Below are 16,233 nucleotides of genomic sequence, written 5' to 3'. Positions count from 1 at the left end.
TGACCCTCCCAGCACGTCCTCCCTCCCACCGACAGGCCGCCGACCCCCCGGAGACCTCCGGGCGACCTCCAGCGTCCTCCGGCCAGGGCTGACGCCGTGCACTCGGGGACTGCGCGCACGACCGACGGCCACATCGACGGGCGCGGCTCCGCCGCCCTCCGGCGCTCGCCCAAGCACCGACCGCCCGGCCTCACGGTTCGCACGGTGCGACGTGCCACGATCCCGGCGCCGCTCCCGCTGGACTCGGCGACCGAGCGTGCCAGCGGCACGGTCGTGCTCGTCGCCGGCTCCGTCGGCACGGGCAAGACGACGTTGCTCGCCGACTGGTCGGGCGCGTTGGAGCAGCGCGGCGACCTCGTCGGCTGGGCCTCGCTCGACCGTGAGGACAACGACCCCCAGGTCATGGGCGAGACGCTGCTCGGCGCCCTCCGGGCGGCCGTCGGCGCCCACGTCCCTGCAGCCGACGCGGAGACGGTCCCGAGCCGGGTCGGGCACGCGTTCGTGGCCCGTCTCGTCCAGCTCGCGGGTGAGGCTCCGGCGGACACGTGGCTCGTCCTCGACGACCTGCACCTCGTCCGCGACCCGCGGTGCCTCGAGCTCGTCGAGCTGATCGTCCGCTGGGCCCCGGCGCACCTGCACGTCGTCGTCGGCACGCGTGCCGACCCGGGACTGCACCTGGCCCGCCTGCGCCTCGAGGAGCGGCTCCTCGAAGTGCGCGAGCACCGGCTGCGCTTCTCCGTCGACGACACCCGTGAGCTGCTGTCCCGCCACGACGTCGCCCTCGACGACGGCCAGGTGCGCCACCTGCAGGAGCTCACGGAGGGGTGGGCGGCCGGAGTCGCCCTGGCGGCCGTCTCGCTGGCGCGAGGCCGCGACGCCGACGCCTTCCTCCGCGAGTTCGCACGGAGCCACCGCGCGATGTCGGGCTACCTCGTCGAGGAGGTGCTGGCGAGCCTCGACGAGGAGGTGCGTGACTTCCTCGTCTCGACCTCGGTCCTCGAGGACCTCACGCCCGATCTCGCCGCCGCCGTGACCGGGCGCGACGACGCGGGTGCGCTGCTCGAGGCGCTCTCGTCGGACAACGCCATGGTCACCGCCGACCGGGTCGGGCCGCCGACCTATCGCTACCACGTGCTGCTGCGCAGCTACCTCGGCGCGATGCTCGAGTCCCGCAGCCTCCGAGGTGCCCGGGAGGTCCACGCCCGCGCCGCGCGGTGGTATGCCGCCCACGACGTCCCGGGACGGGCGCTGCGTCACGCCGAGGCGGCGGGGGATCTCGACCTCATGAGCGACGTGATCCACCACCACGCGCTCCACCTGCTGCTCGACGGCCGGGCCGCCGACATCGATGCCGCCGTGCGCACGGTCCCGATCGGTGACCCCGTCATGACCGCGGTCGCAGCCCTCGCGAGCCTCGACCTGTCGGACCCGGAGGCCGCCCGGATCCAGCTCGTGTCCCTCGCGACGCAGCCCGACACGTGGCTCGCGGGCGAGGCAGATGGTGCCCAGGCCGACGTCGAGCCGGCGCCCGACGGCACCGGGCAGGACGATCCCGGTGCGCTGCCCCTCGAGCGTCTGCTGGCGGTCGGCCTCCGCTGGCTCTCCTTCGTCGGTGACGACGTGGGCCGACGCTCGGTCGCTGACACGGCCGCGCGACTCGGCGCCCAGCCCAGCGGCGACGAGAGGGTCGCCGACGGGCTGGCCGCCGAGCTGTCCTCCACCTTCCGGACGTGGTCGGGCAGCCGGTCCACGCGCGGCCACGTCGTGCCTCCCCTCGACGATCCCGTCGCGAGCCCTCTTGTGGGAGAGAGGCTTTCGGAGCGAAGTCGGCAGATGGGTCGCGTGCCCCATGAGCATGCGCGGGCAGACCTCGACCTGCTCGACGAGCTGACGAGCGGTGGCGTCCTCTTCGGCGCCGGACGTCTCGACGACGCCCGGACGGCCTACGGTGCGGCCCTCGGGACCGCCCGCCGTGCCGGGCACCTGCTGTCCGCCCTTCAGGCCATGGTCGGGCTCGCGTCGGTCGCGGCCGGCAAGGAGGACCTCGTCGAGATGACGGCATGGTCCGAACGCGTGCTCGCCGAGGCGCAAGGCACGCCGTGGGCCCTGTCGCCCCGGCTGCTGCCCGCCCATGTCTTCGCGGCGTGGGGCGCCCATCAGGTCCTCGACATCGCGACCGCGCGGGACCGCAACGTGACCGCCCTCGCGCTGATCGCCGAGGTCTCGTCGATGATGCCCGCGCCCGCGCCCGCGCCCGTGCCCATGCCCGGGGACGGGGAGTCCGGTGACGACGCCTACACGACCGCGGCACGCGGCCTCGAGCAGCTGGGTCGGCTCGCGCGGATGCTCGAGGCCGACCTCGATCTCGAGGAGGCCGCGGACGAGCCCGGTGCCCGGCAGGACGTGGTCACCCGGGTCATGGCCGGAGCCAGGGACGTGTCGCGACTGTCGATGACCGCGGACCTCGCCGTGGGCGAGCTGTCCCGGGCGCATCGGATCGTGCTGCTCGCAGGCTTCCCGCGGCTCGCCCTCGAGGTCGAGCAGCTGAGCGCCGGGCTGCCCGGGTGCGAGGTCGAGGTCGCCGTCATGTCGGGGGTGCGCCACCTGTGGGACGGCGACGACGCCGCTGCCCGATCGGCGGTCGCGCCCCTGCTCGCGGTCGACCCGGCGGTGCTTCCCCTGCGCGCGGCGGTCACGGCGCACCTCGTCAAGGCGGTGGTGGCCCACCGCAACGCCCAGGCCACCGTCGCGCACGAGGGACTCGTCGTCGCCCTCACCCGAGCCGCTCCCCAGCACGCGCTCCGGACCGTGCTCGAGGTCGCGCCCGAGGTCGCCGAGGTCCTCGCCGTCGGTGCGGGACGGTTCGGCGAGCTCGAGCCGTTCGCCCTCGAGCTGCGCGAGCACTCCCGTCAGGCTCCGGACCTGCGGCCGGAGCCGCTGCTCGACGTCGCCCTCAGCGCCCGCGAGCTGAGCCTGCTGCGCGAGCTGCCATCGCTGCTCACCGTCGCCGAGATCGCCGACGCGCGGGCCGTGAGCCGCAACACCGTCAAGACGCAGATGCGCTCGCTCTTCCAGAAGCTCGGTGTCGGGTCGCGCCGCGACGCGGTGGCCGCAGCGCGCCGCCTCGGGCTCCTCTAGGTCGCCGGCAGGTCGAGGTCACCCGCCCGGGGTGACGCCACGACGCACCCGGACCGGCACGATCGGATCAAGAGCCTTCGGCATCCGGCCCGACCCGCGAAGGGGGCGGCGTGCGCTACGAGTTCATCCTGGCCGAGCAGATCCCCGAGGTCGCCCGCGCGGCCTTCCCGGAGCTCGACGAGTCGACCGTCCAGGTCGGCGCGCTGGGCTCGGTCATGTACGGCGACGTCGTCGACGCGCCGCACCTGCACGGCATCCTCGACCGCTTCCAGGACCTCGGCTTCACGCTCCTCGAGCTGCGGCGACTCCCGGACTAGCGCCGGTGACCCAGGAGCCCGTGGGGGACTCTGCGGTTGGCCCCCCTGAGCCATGGCGGTCCGAGCAGCCGCAGGAGCCGCCGTCGCGAGCCGAGCAGTCGCTGCTGTCATTGCGTCGGCGGGCGCTGCTCGTCGGTGCCCTGCGGATCGGCCTGACGCTCGTCGCGCTGTGGTGGTTCTCCCGCGTCGTGCGACGCGTCAACTGGTCGGCCGTGTGGGACGCCGTCACCGGCCTGGCTCCGGTCCAGGTCCTGGCGTTGCTGTGCGTCGTCGCGCTGCGTCAGTGCCTCAACGCCGGCCCGCTCGCGGTCTTCGTGCCGTCCCTCGGACTGCGCCGGGCGGTGTCGAACGACCTGTCGGCCAACCTCGTCGCGACGGTCGCACCCCCACCGGGCGACGTCGTGCTGCGCATCGCGATGCTCCGGTCGTGGGGGATCCCGTCCGCCGAGGCCATCGCCGGCATCTCGCTCAACACCCTGACCTACTACGTCGCGCGCTTCGGCGCGCCCGTCCTCGGGCTGGGACTGGCCGCGGTCGCGGGACAGGCCGAGCCGGCATACGTCTGGACTGCTGTCTCGAGCGGCGCTGTCAGCCTCGTCGTCGTCGCGGGGCTCGTCATCGCGTCGCGCGGTGAGCGGCCCGCCGCGCGTGCCGCTGGATGGGTCGGCCACCAGCTGCGGCGCGTCACCCCGCGGGTCGATCCCGCGGCGTGGTCGACCCGCGCCACCGAGTTCGTCCGGCAGGCCGGCGACGTGCTGCGCCGCGGCTGGGGCCGGGCCATGGCCTGCCAGGTCGGGCTGGTCCTCAGCGAGGCGCTGCTGCTCGTGCTGTCGCTGCGCTTCGCGGGCGTGCCGGCGCTCGTGGCCCCCACCGTCACCATCGTCGTGGCCCTGCTCGTCAGCTACCCCCTCACGGCGCTGCCCTTCGGCGGCGTCGGGGTGCTCGACGCCGCCGTCATCGCCATCCTCGGCCTGGAGCAGGGACCGTTCGAGACGAAGGCCGTCGCCGGGCTCGTCGTCTTCCGCGTGTGCTGGATGCTCGTTCCGCTCGCACTCGGAACCGTGACGGTCACGCGGTGGCGGCGCGCCCACGTCGCCGAGGCGGCAGCCGTCAGAAGCGCCACACGAGGGGAATGACGATGACGGCCACGACCAGCCACAGGAGCAGGACCGGCAGACCGAGGCGCCAGTAGTCGCCGAAGCGGTAGCCGCCCGGGCCCATGATCATCATGTTGGCGGGCGTCGCGATCGGGGTGAGCAGCGACGCGGCCCCGGCGGCCGCGACGAGCATGAGGACCGGGAGCACCGAGACGCCGGTCTCCTGGGCCGCTGCGACCGCGATCGGCACGACGATGAGCACCGTCGCGGTGTTGCTGACGACCTGCCCGACGACCGCGGTGAGGCCGAAGAGCGCGACGAGGAGGAGGTAGGGCCGGCCCTCGCCCACGACGTCGATGAGCCCCCTGGCCACGAGGTCGGCCGCGCCGCTCGTCTCGATCGCGGTCGACAGCGGGATGAGGCCGCCGATGAGCACGACGGTCTGCCACGAGACGGCGCGGTAGGCCTGGTTGACGCTGACGACCCTCGTCAGCACCATCGCGGTGGCCGCGGCGAGGCCCGCGATCGCCGGCGGCACGAGTCCCAGTGCGAGCAGGACGACCATGACGAGGAGGACGGCGATCGCCCGGCCCGACCGTGGACCGAGCGGAACTGCTTGTCGCCGAACGAGATCCGGGGAGTCGACCAGGAGCACGTCACGGTCGTGCACGAGCTCCTCGATCGACGTCCACGTGCCGTGCAGCAGGAGGCTGTCCCCGGCCGTCAGCTCGTGCGGCGTCGCACCCAGGTCCTTCCCGAGCCGGCGGATCCCGAGCACGACGAGGTCGCTGCCACGCATCTGGCCGGGGAAGGACGTCTCACCGACGAGTGGCGAGCGTGGCGGGACGACGACCTCGGCCACGCCCACCTCGCGGTTCATGATGCCGGCCGACTCGACCGTGACCGGTCGCATCGCGACGGCGAGGCGCAGCTCGGGCACGAGGCGGCTCACGGCATCGCTCGCCCCGCTGACGACGACGACGTCGTCGTCCCCGACCGGGGTCGCTCCCGTCACGGCGTGACCGCCGGCACTCTGCACGCCGATGAGGGTCACCCCCGGGTATGCCGCGAGGTCGAGTCTCGACGCGGGCACCCCGACGACGGGCGACCCCGGGCGCACCCGGAGGCGGTAGAAGCCGTCGTGGAGCTCGTAGTAGGCGGCGAGCCGGCTCGCGTGCCGACCGAGGTCACGGACCGGCTGGGAGGAGGACCGGCGGGGCAGCACCCGTGGCCCGAGCAGGACCCCCAGCGTCACCGTGCCGATGACGAGGGGGAGGCCGACGACGGCGAAGTCGAAGAAGCCGAACGGCTCGACACCGGCGTCGACGGCAGCGTTGGAGACGATGACGTTGACCGGGCTGCCTGTCAGGGCGAGGAGGGATCCGGCGCTCCCGGCGAAGGCCATCGGCATGAGCATGAGCGAGGGCGACCGCCGGATCCGGGTGGCGAGCACGAGAACCATGGGCAGGAGGGCGGCGACCGAGCCGTTGAGGGTGATGACGGCGGTCAGGACCGCGCACAGACCGAGCACCGCGACCATGAGGCGCACCGCTCCGTCACCGACGACGTCGATGAGCCGCTGGCCCGCCCACGTCGTCACACCGGCCGAGTCGATGGCCTCGCTGACGACGAAGAGGGAGGCGATGAAGACGACGACCGGGTCGCCTAACCCGGACAGGGCCGTGTCCGCGTCGACGAGTCCCGTCGCGTAGAGCGCGAGGCAGGTGAGGACCGCCACCCCGCCCACGGGCAGGCGGTTCCAGATGAAGAGGACGACGGTTGCCGCGAGGACCACCAGGCTCGTCGTCGCGGGGCTCATCGCCCCATCGTCCGTGCCGGGAGGCGTGGTGCGGTCACCCACGACGGGTGAATCGGTCGCGGGGGCGGCGCGGCCATGCTCGTTAGGACCAAGACCAACGTCTCCGGAAGGAGTCGGCGTGAGCACTCCTGCCATGCGCACTCTGGATCCCATCCCGTCGACCCGGTCGTCCGTCACGGTCGACGTCGTCACCGACCTGCCCGGAGCCGACGAGGTCGGGGCGGTCGCGGTGCCGGTGGCGGAGGGCGCCGAGCCGCCGGCCGACCTCGGGCAGGACGCGGCCGCCCTCGGCGCCGCCGGCTTCACCGGCAAGCGCGGGCAGACGATCGTGATCCCCAGCGGTGGCCGAGCCCTCGTCGCCGTCGGCATCGGGGCGGTCGACGACATCGACGAGGCTGCGGTGCGTGACCTCGCCGCGACCTTCGCCCGGGCCGTGCCCCTGCACACCCGCCTCGCGGTCGAGCTGCCCGACCGGGAGATCGGCGTGTCGCCGGCCGACTTCGCCCGCGCCGCCACCGAGGGTGTCCTCCTCGCCCGATGGCGCTTCCGGATCAGCGAGACCGACGACGAACCGGTCCTCGAGCGGCTCGTCCTCATCGCCCCCGCCGAGCACTCCGAGGCCGTCGTCGAGGGCGTCCGTCGTGGTGAGGTGCTCGCGCGAGCGGCAGCGGTCGGCCGCGACCTCGCCAACTGTCCTGCCGCGGCGCTCACCGCGACCCGCATGGGTGAGGTCGCACAGGAGCTCGGCCCCGACGCCGGACTGGACGTGGACGTCGTCGGCCTCGACGAGCTCGTCGAGATGGGGTGCGGCGGGCTGCTCGGGGTCAACCTCGGCAGCGTCGAGGAGCCGCGCATGGTGCGTCTGCACTACGTGCCGGAGGGCGAGTCGCGCGGGCACCTCGCCCTCGTGGGCAAGGGCATCATGTACGACTCCGGCGGCATCAGCCTCAAGCCGAGCGACGAGTCGCACGCGCAGATGAAGAACGACATGACCGGTGCTGCCACGGTGCTCGCCGCCATGACCGCGCTGCGTGCCGTCGGCTGCCAGACCGAGGTGACCGGCTACCTCATGTGCACCGACAACATGCCCTCCGGCTCGGCGCTCAAGCTCGGCGACGTGCTCCGGATGCGCAACGGCAAGACCGTCGAGGTGCTCAACACCGATGCCGAGGGACGTCTCGTCATGGCGGACGCGCTCGCTCTCGCCGTCGAGCTCGACGTCGACGCCATCGTCGACATCGCCACCCTGACCGGTGCGTGCCTGCGGGCCCTCGGTGTCGACATCGCCGGTGTCATGGGCAACTCGGACGCGCTCGTCGACCAGGTCCGGGCAGCGGGGGCGGTGGTCGACGAGCCGGTCTGGCCGCTGCCGCTGCATCGCCGCTACCGGTCGCAGCTCGACTCGCCGATCGCCGACATGACCAACCTCGGCGGTCCGAACGCCGGCCAGATCACGGCGGCCCTCTTCCTCGAGGAGTTCGTCGGCGACAAGCCGTGGGCCCACATCGACATCGCGGGCACGGCACAGCTGCCGGAGGCCAGAGGCTGGCGCAACAAGGGGGCCACCGGCTTCGGGAGCCGGCTGCTCATCGAGCTCGCCTGCGCGTTCGAGAGGCCGGCCACGCCCGGCAGGTGAACGCCGTCCGTGCCGCTCCGGCGCGGACCGACCCCGGCGAAATGGGCTGGCCCCGCGGCCGGGGTCGCGGCGACAATCGTCGGGTGGACATCGACGTCGAGGTCACGGGTGGCGTCGTGCGCGGCGCCACCGAGGGCGGCCTCGCCGTCTTCCGCGGCATCCCGTACGCCGCCCCGCCCGCTCCCTTCGCAGCCCCCGGACCGGTGCGGCCCTGGGCCGGCACCCGCCCGGCCCGCGCGTTCGGTCCACCGCCGCCGCAGTCGGCCGCCTTCGGCATGGACGCCCCGACCGACGAGGGCGACGACTGGCTGACCGTCAACGTCTGGTCGCCGGGGCTGGGGCGCCGGTCACCCGTCATGGTCTGGATCCAGGGAGGCGCCTACCTCTTCGGCACGTCCGGCCTGCCTGAGTACGACGGGGGCCTCCTAGCGCGCGGCGGGGTCGTCGTCGTGACCTTCAACTACCGGGTCGGCCTGGACGGTTTCGGCTGGGTCGACGGCACGCCGGCGAACCGTGGGCTGCTGGACCAGGTCGCCGCGCTCGAGTGGGTCCGCGACAACATCGGCGCCTTCGGCGGCGACCCCGAGCGGGTCACGGTCTTCGGCCAGTCCGCGGGTGGCGGTTCGGTGGCGGCGCTGCTCGCCATGCCCCGCGCCTCCGGGCTCTTCCACCGGGCCGTCGCGCAGAGCCTGCCCGGCACGTTCTTCACCCCTCGGTTGGCCGCCGACATCACCCGGGCCTGCGCGGCCGAGCTCGGACTGGACCCCTCCGAGCTGCCGGCGGCCGACCCCCGGACCCTGCCCGCAGCCGCCGATGCCGTGGCGGCGACGATGGGGCTGCACGCGGACCGCTGGGGGCGCGCGGCCCACGCACACGTCCCCCTGGCGCCGGTCGTCGACGGTGACGTGCTCCCGACGACCCCGTGGCTCGGGCTGACCGGGCGGGTCGAGCTGATGGTCGGCCACACGCGCCACGAGCAGCGGCTGCTCACGGCGCTGAGCGGGCAGCTGGGCGCGATCACCGAGGCGCAGGCCTTCGAGGCGGCCGAGATCTTCGGCCCCGACCCGGGGCGCTACCGCGAGAGCTTCCCCGACCCCGAGGAGCTCTACGACGTGGTGCGGTCGGACTGGCTCTTCCGGATGCCGTCCCTGCACCTCGCCGAGGCCCAGCTGGCCGCGGGTGGCCGGGTCCACCTCTACGAGCTGACCTGGCCGGCACCCGGCATGGGCGGGGTCCTCGGGGCCTGCCACGGGCTGGACGTGCCGCTCGTGTTCGGCACCCTCACGGTCGGTCAGCCGGCCCTGCTCATCGGCCGCCCCACGGCGGAGGCCGAGGCGGTGTCCGAGCAGATGCGGAGCGCGTGGACGGCGTTCGCGACGAACGGCGACCCCGGGTGGCCCTCCTACGACACCGGAGCGACGCGACTGTTCGATGCCGAGCCGGAGGTCACGAGCTATCCCGAGCAGGTCTCCCGCCGGATCTGGAGCGAGCCGCCTCAGGTGCTCGACCTGGCCCAGGTGTAGTCGGGTCCGGCGAGGCACGCCTGGGGCCCCGTGGGTGACGTCGCCGCCACCCGGTCACGCCGACGGAGGCGCCGTCCACCGTCGGCGGACGGGCATCTCCTCGTCGGTGTACTCCGTGGCCACGGCCTCCGCGACCGAGCACGCATAGTGGACCAGGCCGTATGCCGTCTGGCTCGGGCGCGCCACCACTGCGGGGTGCGAGGGAGCGAGCTCTTCCAGCGAGCCGCGTGCCATGAACTCCCCGTGGTCGCCGGTGTGGTCGTCCCACGGCTGCGCCGTGTGGAACGCGTACCGCGGGTCACGTCCCACCTCGCGGAGCATCGGGCTGGTGTCGCGGAACGACACACACAGCAGCCCGGCCGCGAGCCACGGGGACACCGGGTGCACACGTGGGCCACCGTCGAGCCGCAGCGTGGCCAGGTAGACGATCCGACCCGCCATCCGCTCCCGAGCGAAGGCCGCGAGATCTGGTTCGGCGTCGGCGAACTCAGCCCACGTGGCCACGGCGGTCGCCGGCCCCTTCGTCGGTCCGGATCACGAGCGGCCGTCGACCGGTCGTGGGGTCAGTGGTCGGAAGAGTCATCGACCGTGAGCACGATGAGCGGGCTGTACCGGAGCATCTCCGGCACGTCCGTGCGCCGCCAACGTCTGGCGGCAGCCTCGATGAAGGGCCGGCGCTCGTCAGGGTCCGTGACGACGCGCGCCGTGGCGGGCACGTCGACGACGACCGACTGCTTCAGGTGGACCACGACGTGGGGGTCGGCCTCGATGTTGTGGATCCAGTCGCGCGTCCGGTCGGCCCGGGGCATCCCGGTGATGAAGAGCTGCCCGTTGTCATGGTGCAGAAAGATCTCGATACGCCGTCGTCGGCCGGTGCGCCGGCCTGTCGTCGTGAGGTCGATGAGCTGGCTGCGGGTCAACGCAGCCCGGGTGGCCTCACCCGGTGAGTGGTCGGGGTCCATGGCGCGATCCTCTCGACTGAGCTCGGCGCTCGCGGGTCTGGCGGGTCGGCCCCGGTCAGCTCGTCGCCGGTGCCACGGGGGAGACGGGCGAGACGGTCGGCAGACCGAAGCCGTCGACGAAGACGTTGACCGTGACGCTCCCGGCCTTCTCGAAGCGGAAGGTCACGGGCAGGAGCCGACCGGCCCGCACGTCGAGCTTGAGGTCGACCATCTCGAGGTGGAGGCCGCCGGGGTACTGCAGCGAGACCACCCCGTTGGCGGGGACGTCGACCTGGACGGGGCCCTCGGGCCCGTCGGTGCCCTGGCGCGTGATGACCTGGCTGGCGTAGGCGGTGCTCACGGCCACGAGCCGGTCCGCGGTGGCTCCGTCGTTGGCGAGCGTGGTGAAGAGCCCCGTGTTCGAGCCGGTGAGCAGCTTCCGGTCCTCCGGGGCGTCGATGCGCGTCGCGAGGAGCCGGAGGGAACCGACTTCGGCGTTGACGCTCGTGCCACGCGCCGGGTTGGTGATGCGCGCCTGCACGGGGTCCGGCTGCGAGGTGCACGCAGCGAGCGGGACGACGCTGACCGACAGGAGCGCGGCGACGACGATCGGGCTGGTCCTCATGGCCGTCACGCTAGGCGGGACGCGCGTCGGGCGATTCCCCCGTCGGGGGTGATCCTCAGGCGGTGGAGGTGGTCGCCGGTGCGGGCGGACCCGGAGCCGCGGGCTCCGGGTCCGCCTCAGCACTGCGCGTACGGCGTCGTCGTCGGGCTCGGCGTCGCGGGGGTGCGCGGCGTCCGGGTCGCCGCGCCCGTGCCGCCCGCGGAACCGGGCGTCGTGGACGTCGGCGTCGGCGTCTTCGCCGGCTTCGGCGCGGCGATCCCCTTCCTGACGAGGGCGCGGACCTTGGCGTAGTCGGGGTCCCACGGCTTGATGCCGTCGTCGAGGGTCAGCGTCACACTGTTGACCTTGGCCTTCTGCACCCGCTCGACGAGGTCGACGAAGGCAGGCAGGCTCCGGGCCGGGATGTCGGTGTAGATGTTGTCGCGCGCGATGCGGGCCAGCTGGGGGTACTGCGCCACCATCTCGGCCGGGTTCACCTGCCCGACGATCGCCTGGACGACGCACCGCTGCCGGGCCTGCCGGAACGTGTCGCTGTCGGCGGCACGCGAGCGGGCGTACCAGAGCGAGTGCCACCCGTCGAGGTGCTGGCGCCCGGGCGTGAACCACGCCTTGACGCCGACGATGCGCTGGTCGGCGGTCACGCGCCCACCGATCGGCAGCGGGCCGCCCGTGCCGGCGTCCTTGACGTTGATGTCGAGCCCGCCCATGGCGTCGATGAGCAGCGAGAAGCCCTTGAGGTCGATGACGACGACGTGGTCGATCGTCAGCCCGACGATCTGCTGGACGGTGCCGCGGATCTCCTCCCGGCCCGGCACGACACCCTTGGGGTAGGCGCCCGGGTGGTCGACGGCATACCCCTCCGCCTCGCTGTAGAGGTTGGTGAGCATGCACTGGCCGGTCGCGCCGGGCTCGTTCTGGGCGCAGGACCGCTCGGGCGAGCCGAAGTGGCCGGACGGGTAGCGGGCGCGGAGGGGGCTGCCGGGGGCGAGCGGAGCCTTGAGCAGGTTGCGGGGCATCGAGATGAGCGTCGTGCGCCCGGAGTGCGTGTCGATGCTCGCGACGATCATCGAGTCCGTGCGGGTGCCGATGCGGTCGGAGCCCGCGTCGGAGCCGAGCAGCAGGAGGTTGACCCGGGCCTGCTCGGCCCACGGGTCGTCGCCCTCGACGACCCTCGCGCCCACGCCCGGTCGCGACGGCGGCGCCGAGAAGACGACCTCGACGGTGTCCTGGGTGATGAGGGCATAGTCCGCGGCGGTGAAGGCCCCGCCGCCGACGACGAGCACCATGAGCGTCGTGAAGGCGGCGAGCAGGCCGGTGCGGCCGCGGTCGAGCGTACCCGGTCGCGCCTGGACGGCCGTGAGGACGATCGACGCGCACCAGACGAGGCCCCAGAGCGCGATGACGACGACGGCTCCGCGGAGCAGGTTGGGCCTGGCGACGACCGTGAGCGCAGCACTCGTGACGCCCTGGGTCAGCACGGCGTACGCCGCCCCGGCGACCGCGGCCAGGGTGATGCCGAGGATGGTCCAGCCGACCCAGCGGCTGCGGGTCTGCGTCAGCCCGGCGCCCGGCAGGACGGTGCCGAGGGCGGTGAGACCGAGTGCGCGGCGGAAGCCGGACCCAAGCTCACGGCGCACCTGGCTGCGACCCCGCTCACCCGGCTCACCCGGCCCGGCCGCGGCCGGTTCCGGCGCGTCCTGCGGCCGCGGCTCGTGCGCAGCGCCGTCCGGCTGCATCCTGCTCCTCCCGGCCTGGCCACGTGCGCAGGTCACCGATCGACATCATGCCTCTCGGAGGCGCCCAGCAGAAGCACCTCGGCGAAAGGCTCATCCCGAGGGATGGGACGGGGACGTGCCGGGGTGCCGGCGGGGCGGCGGCCCCGCGGGTCACGACTGATCGATGCGCCCCGTCTCGACGACCTCGAGCGCGAGCACGTGCAGCTTGACGTTGCGCGCCATGCTGGCCCTCCGGAGCTCGTCGAACGCCTGCTCCCGCGTCACGCGACGCAGCGCCATGAGGATGCCGATGGCGGCGCCGATGTCACGGCTGTGGGCGAGGGCGGCCTCGAGCTGGAGGGCGCGTGACTCGGCGGCGTCGAGGCGCTCGAGCGCCTCGAGGAGGTAGGTCTCGACCGCGGTCAGCTGCTCGTCGGCGTCGTCGGACGCCCCGAAGACCGTGTCGACCCCGTGTCTGGGCGAGGTGCCCGCCACGACGTGTGGCTCCATGCGAAAACTCCTACTGGTACCCCGCCGGCGGCCTTTGCTCGACCGCGATTGGCGCGCGTCAAGCCTAGGGGACCGGTCCGACAGATGGGGTCGAGCGGGTGGGGCGTCCGGTTCGTCCGGTACGGCGGGACACGAGGCGGGCGACTGACGCGGCTCTCGCTGGGTACTCGTCACCCGGCGCCATCGTCGCTCTTCAACCAGCCAGGGGCGGCGGTGACGTCGCCGGCGGGACCGGCGCCGGAGGTGCAGCGAGACGGCACCCGCTCGGGGGATCGGGTGCCGCCTCACCCACACCATCGCGGCCCGCGTGCATCCGTTACAGCCTTCGGCTCGGCGTATGCCGTCACCTGCGTTCGTGGTGCTCCGCGCGTTCCGTGCCGTGCTGGGCGCCGTAGACCGCGGCCTGGGTGCGGCGCTCGAAGCCGAGCTTGGCGAGCAGGCCGGACACGTAGTTCTTGACGGTCTTCTCGGCGAGGTGCAGGCGGTCGCCGATCTGGCGGTTGGTCAGTCCCTCGGCGATGAGGGTGAGGATCTCCTGCTCCCGGTCGGTCAGGGTCCCGGTGCGCGAGCCCGGTCGCGCCGACCCGACCCGCCCCGACGGGTGCTCACCGCCGCCGTCCGCGGAGTCGGCGCCCTGGGGTCGGCGGATCCGCTCGAGCAGGCGCTCGACGAGGGCCGGGTCGATGAGGGAGTGGCCGGCGGCGACGTGCGCGACCGCCTCGGTGAGGGACGTGCCGCGGATCTGCTTGAGCAGGTAGCCCGAGGCCCCGGCCATGACCGCGGCGAAGAGGGCGTCGTCGTCGTCGTAGGAGGTGAGGATGAGACAGCGCGTGCCGGGGCTGCTCACCTGGACCTCGCGGCACACGTCGATGCCGCTCCCGTCGGGGAGCCGAGCGTCGAGCAGCGCCACCTGGGGGGCGAGCGTCGGGATGCGTCGCAGGGCCTCGGCGGCGGTGCCGGCCTCCCCGACGACCCGGAAGCCGTCGTGCGACTCGAGCAGGTCGATGAGCCCTCGGCGGACGATCTCGTGGTCGTCGAGCAGGAAGACCGTGATCGGCGTCGTCACGGGGTCAGCAGGGCGGTCCATCTCAGCACCGTCTCCCTCTCGTCGGTCGTCAGCGTGCAGTCCCCGCCGCGGTCGTGGGCGCGCTTCGTGAGGTTGGCGAGGCCGCGGTGCCGTCGCTCGGGCGGGCGCGTGGTCCGTCCGGCGCCGTCGGTGGCGTCGGCGGCGTCGGTGGCGTCGGCGGCGTCGGTGGCGTCGCGGTCAGCCGGTGTCCCCGAGCTGCCGCGCCGCGCGCCGTCGGCCCCCGCGCCCCGCGTGGCCGGACCGTCGTCGGTCACCTCGACCGTGACGGCCTCCGCCGTGACGGCGACGCGGACGGAGACGGCGGAGCACCGCGCGTGCTTGACGACGTTGGTCAGCGCCTCGCGGAGGACGGCCGTGACGTCGTGGAGCAGCACGGGGTCGATGACCGTCGCGACCGGCCCGTCGAGGCTCAGGGTCGGCTCGACGCCGAGACCTGGGGTCGCGGCGGCGACCACCTCGAGCAGCACGGCGCGGGCGTCGAGCGACGACGGGGGTTCCTGCAGCTCGAAGATCGAAGCGCGGATCCGTCGGATCGTCTCGTCGAGGTCCTCGACCGCTCGGCCCAGGGCGCCGCGGACCGTCGTGTCGGCGGTCCGCTCGGTGACCGCCTCGAGTGACAGGGCTGTCGCGAAGATGCGCTGGATGACGTGGTCGTGCAGGTCGCGGGCGATGCGGTGGCGGTCCTCGAGCACCGCGATGCGCTCCTCGTCGGCGCGGCCGTCGGCGAGCTCGAGTGCGAGCGCGGCGTGGGTCGCGAGCTGCTCGGCCATCTCGACGTCGGCACGGGTGAACGGGCGGCTCCCGGCCCGTCGGGCGACGACGACGGCGCCGCGCACCCCGGCCTCGCCGACGAGCGGACAGGCCATGGCCGGCCCGCCCGACCCTGCCTCGGCGACCGAGACGAGGGTCGGGTCGGCCGGCCCGGACGCCTCGGCGAGGACCGCCCGACGCTCGCGCATCGCCGTGCCGGCCAGCGAGGGACCGGAGCGGTATGCCGTTCCGACGAGGCCGTCGGCACCCACCCCGCGCGCGACCCCGACGACGAGGCGGACGGCATACGCCAGGGGTTCGTCGGCGTCGGCGAGGGCGGCGTCGGTCTCGCGGTCGGGGAAGTCGAGGGTGACGACGTCGGCGTCGGCGAGGCGCAGCACCGCGTCGGCGATGCGGACGAGGACCTGCTCGCCGAGGCCGGGCCGGAGCAGGTCGCGGCTGATCTCGGCCGACGCCCGCAGCCACTCCTGGCGTCGTCGCGACTCCTCGTAGAGGCGAGCGTTCTCGATGGCCACACCGGCGCTCGCGGCGAGGGCGACGACGAGGTCCTCGTCGTCGGACGAGAAGTCCGAGCCGTCGACGCGCTCGGCCAGGTAGAGGTTGCCGAAGACCTCGCCCCGGGAGCGCACCGGCACCCCGAGGAAGCCGTGCATCGGAGGGTGCCCGGCCGGGAATCCGACGGACCGCGGGTCGTCGGAGATGGCGTGCAGCCGGATCGGCTCCGGCTCCTCGATGAGGGCTCCGAGCACGCCGCGCCCGGTGGGCAGGTGGCCGATCAGCTCGACCACCTCGGCGTCCATGCCCGAGTGGATGAACTGCTCGAGCCGGCCGTCGATCCCGATGACCCCGAGCGCGGCGTAGCGGGCGCCGGCTACGGCGCGTGCTGCCTCGACGATGCGGCGGAGCACGGCAGGGAGCGCGAGCTCCGAGACGACGGAGCGGTTGGCCGCGAGCAGCCCGCGCAGCCGGTCCTCCGCCGAGCCGGTCGAGCCCGTCGAGGCTTCCACGCCTGCCGTGGGTGCCGAAGCGCCCGGGCCAGATGCGCCGGCCGGGC

13 protein-coding genes are annotated in these 16,233 nt (G+C 73.7%); 5 read left to right on the top strand and 8 right to left on the bottom strand.

Features of this window, described 5'->3' with window-relative positions:
• The first annotated feature begins 96 nt into the window (after positions 1-96).
• The 3 genes from ASH01_RS03480 (at position 97) to ASH01_RS03470 (ending at position 4,591) form a co-directional block, all read left to right on the top strand.
• Complete coding sequence (locus tag ASH01_RS03480; protein WP_056771341.1) at positions 97-3,138, top strand: LuxR C-terminal-related transcriptional regulator; 3,042 nt, start codon at positions 97-99, stop codon at positions 3,136-3,138.
• 110 nt (positions 3,139-3,248) lie between these two features.
• A complete protein-coding gene (locus ASH01_RS03475; RefSeq protein ID WP_056771338.1) occupies positions 3,249-3,455 on the top strand; it encodes a hypothetical protein in 207 nt (68 codons plus the stop codon).
• A gap of 5 nt (positions 3,456-3,460) precedes the next feature.
• Positions 3,461-4,591 (top strand): lysylphosphatidylglycerol synthase transmembrane domain-containing protein, encoded by a 1,131-nt coding sequence (locus ASH01_RS03470; protein WP_082619372.1) that lies wholly within the window; start codon positions 3,461-3,463, stop codon positions 4,589-4,591.
• Here ASH01_RS03470 and ASH01_RS03465 read toward each other — a convergent pair.
• Positions 4,566-6,371: an SLC13 family permease gene (locus tag ASH01_RS03465; protein WP_056771331.1), complete on the bottom strand. Its 1,806-nt coding sequence runs from the start codon at positions 6,369-6,371 to the stop codon at positions 4,566-4,568. The genes ASH01_RS03470 and ASH01_RS03465 overlap by 26 nt on opposite strands.
• Positions 6,372-6,489: 118 nt before the next feature.
• Here ASH01_RS03465 and ASH01_RS03460 point away from each other — a divergent pair, with 118 nt between their 5' ends.
• Positions 6,490-8,007 (top strand): leucyl aminopeptidase family protein, encoded by a 1,518-nt coding sequence (locus tag ASH01_RS03460; protein WP_235509514.1) that lies wholly within the window; start codon positions 6,490-6,492, stop codon positions 8,005-8,007.
• An 83-nt stretch (positions 8,008-8,090) separates the two neighbouring features.
• The gene (locus ASH01_RS03455; protein WP_056771324.1) at positions 8,091-9,530 is read left to right on the top strand and encodes a carboxylesterase/lipase family protein; all 1,440 of its coding nucleotides are present in this window, start codon (positions 8,091-8,093) and stop codon (positions 9,528-9,530) included.
• Between the two features lie 54 nt (positions 9,531-9,584).
• Here ASH01_RS03455 and ASH01_RS03450 read toward each other — a convergent pair whose 3' ends face one another.
• From ASH01_RS03450 to ASH01_RS03420, 7 genes are all read right to left on the bottom strand, one after another.
• Positions 9,585-10,034, bottom strand: a complete 450-nt coding sequence (locus ASH01_RS03450; protein WP_056771318.1) for a hypothetical protein — start codon at positions 10,032-10,034, stop codon at positions 9,585-9,587.
• 59 nt (positions 10,035-10,093) lie between these two features.
• Entirely contained in the window at positions 10,094-10,492 is a 399-nt protein-coding gene (locus tag ASH01_RS03445; RefSeq protein ID WP_056771317.1) for a nitroreductase family deazaflavin-dependent oxidoreductase, read from the bottom strand.
• Positions 10,493-10,547: 55 nt separating this feature from the next.
• Positions 10,548-11,096: a copper chaperone PCu(A)C gene (locus ASH01_RS03440; RefSeq protein WP_056771314.1), complete on the bottom strand. Its 549-nt coding sequence runs from the start codon at positions 11,094-11,096 to the stop codon at positions 10,548-10,550.
• A 116-nt stretch (positions 11,097-11,212) separates the two neighbouring features.
• On the bottom strand, positions 11,213-12,832 hold the full coding sequence (locus ASH01_RS03435) for an LCP family protein (protein ID WP_056771311.1): 1,620 nt from the start codon (positions 12,830-12,832) through the stop codon (positions 11,213-11,215).
• 150 nt (positions 12,833-12,982) lie between these two features.
• Complete coding sequence (locus tag ASH01_RS23195) at positions 12,983-13,321, bottom strand: ANTAR domain-containing protein (RefSeq protein ID WP_056771306.1); 339 nt, start codon at positions 13,319-13,321, stop codon at positions 12,983-12,985.
• Positions 13,322-13,664: 343 nt separating this feature from the next.
• Positions 13,665-14,408 carry a response regulator gene (locus ASH01_RS03425; protein WP_056771303.1) on the bottom strand — a complete coding sequence of 248 codons (744 nt, stop codon included), beginning with the start codon at positions 14,406-14,408 and terminating at the stop codon, positions 13,665-13,667.
• A complete protein-coding gene (locus tag ASH01_RS03420) occupies positions 14,384-16,186 on the bottom strand; it encodes a GAF domain-containing sensor histidine kinase (RefSeq protein ID WP_162263859.1) in 1,803 nt (600 codons plus the stop codon). Before ASH01_RS03420 ends, ASH01_RS03425 begins: the two co-directional genes overlap by 25 nt.
• Positions 16,187-16,233 lie beyond the last annotated feature (47 nt).

It is taken from the genome of Terrabacter sp. Soil811 (genome assembly GCF_001429655.1).
Lineage (GTDB): Bacteria > Actinomycetota > Actinomycetes > Actinomycetales > Dermatophilaceae > Terrabacter.
Note: the sequence above shows the minus strand (reverse complement) of the source record. Positions and strands in the feature narration are given on the sequence as shown.

Coding starts and splice junctions, on each gene's coding strand:
- ASH01_RS03435 (WP_056771311.1), bottom strand. CDS start 12,832: ATGCAGCCGGACGGCGCTGCGCACGAGCCGCGGCCGCAGGACGCGCCG.
- ASH01_RS03440 (WP_056771314.1), bottom strand. CDS start 11,096: ATGAGGACCAGCCCGATCGTCGTCGCCGCGCTCCTGTCGGTCAGCGTC.
- ASH01_RS23195 (WP_056771306.1), bottom strand. CDS start 13,321: ATGGAGCCACACGTCGTGGCGGGCACCTCGCCCAGACACGGGGTCGAC.
- ASH01_RS03425 (WP_056771303.1), bottom strand. CDS start 14,408: ATGGACCGCCCTGCTGACCCCGTGACGACGCCGATCACGGTCTTCCTG.
- ASH01_RS03445 (WP_056771317.1), bottom strand. CDS start 10,492: ATGGACCCCGACCACTCACCGGGTGAGGCCACCCGGGCTGCGTTGACC.
- ASH01_RS03465 (WP_056771331.1), bottom strand. CDS start 6,371: ATGAGCCCCGCGACGACGAGCCTGGTGGTCCTCGCGGCAACCGTCGTC.